Source organism: Paenibacillus popilliae ATCC 14706 (genome assembly GCF_000315235.1).
Lineage (GTDB): Bacteria > Bacillota > Bacilli > Paenibacillales > Paenibacillaceae > Paenibacillus_B > Paenibacillus_B popilliae.
The window spans coordinates 1-3,596 of the sequence record NZ_BALG01000306.1 but is presented as its reverse complement, the minus strand read 5'-3'; the positions used below and the strand labels follow the sequence as shown (position 1 = coordinate 3,596).

At 41.1% G+C, this 3,596-nt stretch carries 4 protein-coding genes and 1 pseudogene; 3 read left to right on the top strand and 2 right to left on the bottom strand.

Translation table 11 applies throughout. The features are described from left to right. From PPOP_RS16640 to PPOP_RS16630, 3 genes are all read left to right on the top strand, one after another. A partial coding sequence (locus PPOP_RS16640; protein ID WP_006287810.1) for an NAD-dependent epimerase/dehydratase family protein occupies window positions 1-872 on the top strand: 872 nt, incomplete at its 5' end. 317 nt (window positions 873-1,189) lie between these two features. Next, window positions 1,190-2,419 carry an NADH:flavin oxidoreductase/NADH oxidase family protein gene (locus PPOP_RS16635; protein ID WP_006287809.1) on the top strand — a complete coding sequence of 410 codons (1,230 nt, stop codon included), beginning with the start codon at window positions 1,190-1,192 and terminating at the stop codon, window positions 2,417-2,419. Window positions 2,420-2,434: 15 nt separating this feature from the next. Beyond that, window positions 2,435-2,776, top strand: coding sequence for an ArsR/SmtB family transcription factor (locus PPOP_RS16630; protein ID WP_006287808.1), 342 nt, complete (start codon window positions 2,435-2,437; stop codon window positions 2,774-2,776). Window positions 2,777-2,860: 84 nt separating this feature from the next. Here PPOP_RS16630 and PPOP_RS21060 read toward each other — a convergent pair whose 3' ends face one another. Both PPOP_RS21060 and PPOP_RS22965 read right to left on the bottom strand, forming a co-directional pair. Then, window positions 2,861-3,103 (bottom strand): transposase, encoded by a 243-nt coding sequence (locus PPOP_RS21060; RefSeq protein WP_305082447.1) that lies wholly within the window; start codon window positions 3,101-3,103, stop codon window positions 2,861-2,863. A 58-nt stretch (window positions 3,104-3,161) separates the two neighbouring features. Continuing rightward, window positions 3,162-3,596 (bottom strand): annotated as a pseudogene (locus PPOP_RS22965) (helix-turn-helix domain-containing protein); the annotation flags it as partial.

Here is a 3,596-nt window from a genome sequence, read left to right as displayed (position 1 = left end):
GGGGTGGTGAGAACTTTCATTCTACACGAATCCGGCCATGGGTCCTTTGTTTTTTATTCCCAGAAGGTGTCGCACTTCATTTTACAATCCGTCAGAAGAAAATAGCTACATTAAACGCAGATATTGTAGTTGATCTAATTAACTTTTCCTTAGAGGATACAAAACATATGACAGAAGCCCTTAAAAACACAAATCTTTCCCATTATGTGTTTTGCTCTTCTATTTGGGCTCATGGGCAAGCGACAACCTTTCCCATTGTGGAGGATCAGCCAAAGTTTCCGTTGGACGAATATGGTCTTCAGAAAGCAAAAAGTGAGGAGTACCTGCATCACCTTTACCGGAAAGAGAGTTTCCCTGAAACTGTTATTATGCCAGGGCAGATCTCGGGTCCTGGTTGGGTCATTATGAATCCAATGGCTAATCATGACTACATGGTTTTTGATAAAATTGCACAAGGCGAAGAAATTGCTCTTCCGAATTTCGGAATGGAAACATTACATCATGTTCATGCAGACGATGTAGCTCAAGTTTTCTTTAATGCAATAACTCATCGCAAGGCAGCCTTAGGAGAGAGTTTTCATGCGGTAGGCGAAGAATCAATTACTCTACTAGGCTATGCACAAGCGATGTACCGTTACTTTAGGCAGGAGGAAAGAATCAAGTTCCTTTCGTGGAATGAATGGTGTGACTATATAAAGAATCCGGATTTTATTGATCGCACCTACTACCACATCGCCCGTAGCGGCAACTTTAGCATTGAAAAAGGCAAAAGACTTATTGGCTATAAACCAAGGTATACACTGCTGGAAACCATCGAAGAAAGTGTATCATACATGGTAGAAAATAATTGGTTTGATCAAGAGAAGAAGTAGATATTAGATTTTCAATTAAAGTTGATTTGTTTGTTATTACCGTGAACGTCAAATAGGCCCCACCTAGCGGTCAGATTGGGGCCTATTTGACGTTCACAAAGTAAAAGAGAGATAGGGAGTCGGATGGCTGAGTAGTATCGATGAAGGTGCGTAATGGCAGCGGAGAAAAGGAAGCCACATCAGAAGACCTTGACAAAGGACACAATTCCCACACGGGATAAAATTATTGGTATTGACGAAAAAAAAATAAAGTGTTATTTTTTATTGTATAAACGTTTATAATTTTAAACATATAAACATAAACGGAGGAACTGCAAATGAAAAAATTGAAGGTAGCGGAGCCATTAACATTACCCAATGGAACAGTTATAAAAAATCGTTTTTTTAAGTCAGCTATGAGTGAAACTATGGCGAACTGTAAGAATCAACCCAATCAGTTACATGTGAATTTATATCGTGAATGGGCACACGGTGGTGCAGGTATCGTGGTGACCGGAAATGTGATGGTAGACCGCGGCGCGTTAGGCGAACCAGGTAATGTGGTTGTTGAAGATGAACGAGACATGGAGGTTCTAAAACAATGGGTAAAGGCAGGTACAGCTACTCATACACATCTTTGGATGCAGATTAATCATCCGGGGAAGCAATCGCCACGAACGCTTTCTAAAGAACCTGTGGCACCGAGTGCTATTCCGGTAGGAGGCAGTTTAGGAAGTGCATTCAATAATCCGAGAGCACTAACTACCGCCGAAGTCAAAGCATTGGTTAATCGGTTTATTACTACTGCGAAAATAGCAAAAAAAGCAGGTTTTACAGGCATTCAAATCCACGGAGCACATGGTTATTTAGTGAACCAGTTTTTATCGCCTTTTGATAATAAGCGAACTGATAAATATGGTGGTATACTAGAAAACAGGATGAGATTTCTAGTTGAAATCTATCAAGGAATGCGAGAAGCCCTTGGTCCGCAATTCCCAATAGGTCTAAAATTAAACTCCTCCGACTTCAAAGAAGGCGGATTTACCGAGGAAGATTCTATTGAGGTTGTGAAAAAAATGGCTGAGTTAGGAATTGATTTAATAGAGATATCAGGTGGAAGTTACGAAAATCCCAAAATGTCCACAGGTACTGGCGAGGGAAGCGGTGAAGTTTTCTTTTTGGAATATGCCAAAAAAGTTAAATCAACGGTTGATATCCCAATTGTTGTCACCGGCGGATTTAGATCAAAAGAAAGTATGGAAGAAGCATTATTGAATAATAAAACATCTATGATCGGCATTGCACGTCCACTTGCGTTAGTTCCAGACATACCGAATCAGATAATGGAAGGACGTTACGAAACAGTAAAGACACAAAGACTAACAACAGGCATTAAAATATTAGACCAAAAGCTCGGATCAATGATCGGGTTAAGTTACTATGAACAACAAATGAAGCGAATTGCAAAAGGCAAAAAAACTAAGCAACATCAAAATGGCTGGAGTCCGTTATTTCATACTTTAATGTTACACGGCCCAGCTGCACTTTTACCGCGTCGATCAAAATAAAAGGAGAACATCTACATGACAAATCTTAAATGTAGTTTGGATATACTTAATGAATGTATACCTGTGTTTGAGATGCTTAAAGATAAGCAACGTCAACAAATATTAGTGTATTTAACCGAGAAAGGTCAATTAACCGTGAACGAGATTGTGGAGTTATCTAATCTTTCGCGACCAGCAATTTCACATCACTTAAAACTATTGCTACAAAGTGAATTGGTCTCATTTGAAAAAATAGGAACTCAGAGAATTTATCGAGCGGAGTTGCAAACTTCTATTTTAAGGTTAAGAGATTTAATTGATGCTTTACAACGCGATTTAACAAATTCTTTGTCCCATGATTTAACGGAGAAAAACTAATTTCTTGATAATTTTCAGTCTACAACTTTATTTTCTTCGGACAATAAGGATCAAGATAGCTCCTGAAATAACGTTCGTGCCCTGTCAATTTTCCAAACCGTACTTCCAACGGAAAGACACCGGATTTTCGTTCACTTCCTGGAGGTACAACACAAGTCGCTCTTTTAATTCTTCTTTTGACTTCACCCGGAGATGACGAAGTACCTGTTTCGTCATCTTTGCGAAGTAGCTTTCAATCCCATTGAGCCAGGAGCCATGTTTGGGGGTGAAGACGAACTCAAACCGGATCGGCCGACTCTCCAGATAAGCATTTGTTTCCTTGGAGATATGAGCGAAATGGTTGTCTACTATGATTTGAATCCGCAGTTCCGGGCAATAGTGGGCATCAAGCTTCTATGGTGGAATGTTCCCCGATGACGGGAGGCAAATCCTCGGCAGTATTGCCGATCGCCTGAATGCCAGGTTTCTCGTCGTAGGACAAATAAACGTCGCAGAGTGGTATTATTTCTTCGTTCTCCAGAATGTATTCGACTTGCTGATAGACGCAAAGCACTTCCGTCCGTTTTGCATCGAACTCTGGATCGCGGCGTTCCAGATCATAACGGACTTTATGTGGTTGCAAGTCTTGGGCGGCCAGCAATCGGGACACGCTGCTAGGCGACATGCGGGAGAGACAGTCATGACCTTCAGTTACCGCGTGATTACGCACATGCTGTGCCAAAAGACGCTGGGTCCAGATTTCATACGAGTAGCCCAAGTCCTTCGGCTTTTGGCAGGCCAAAGAAATGACCCATGCTTTCGCTTCAGGGGTTACAACGGT

Bases quoted from the DNA above. Each gene is read 5' to 3' on its own strand.
- PPOP_RS16635 (WP_006287809.1), top strand. From the start codon at position 1,190: ATGAAAAAATTGAAGGTAGCGGAGCCATTAACATTACCCAATGGAACA.
- PPOP_RS16630 (WP_006287808.1), top strand. From the start codon at position 2,435: ATGACAAATCTTAAATGTAGTTTGGATATACTTAATGAATGTATACCT.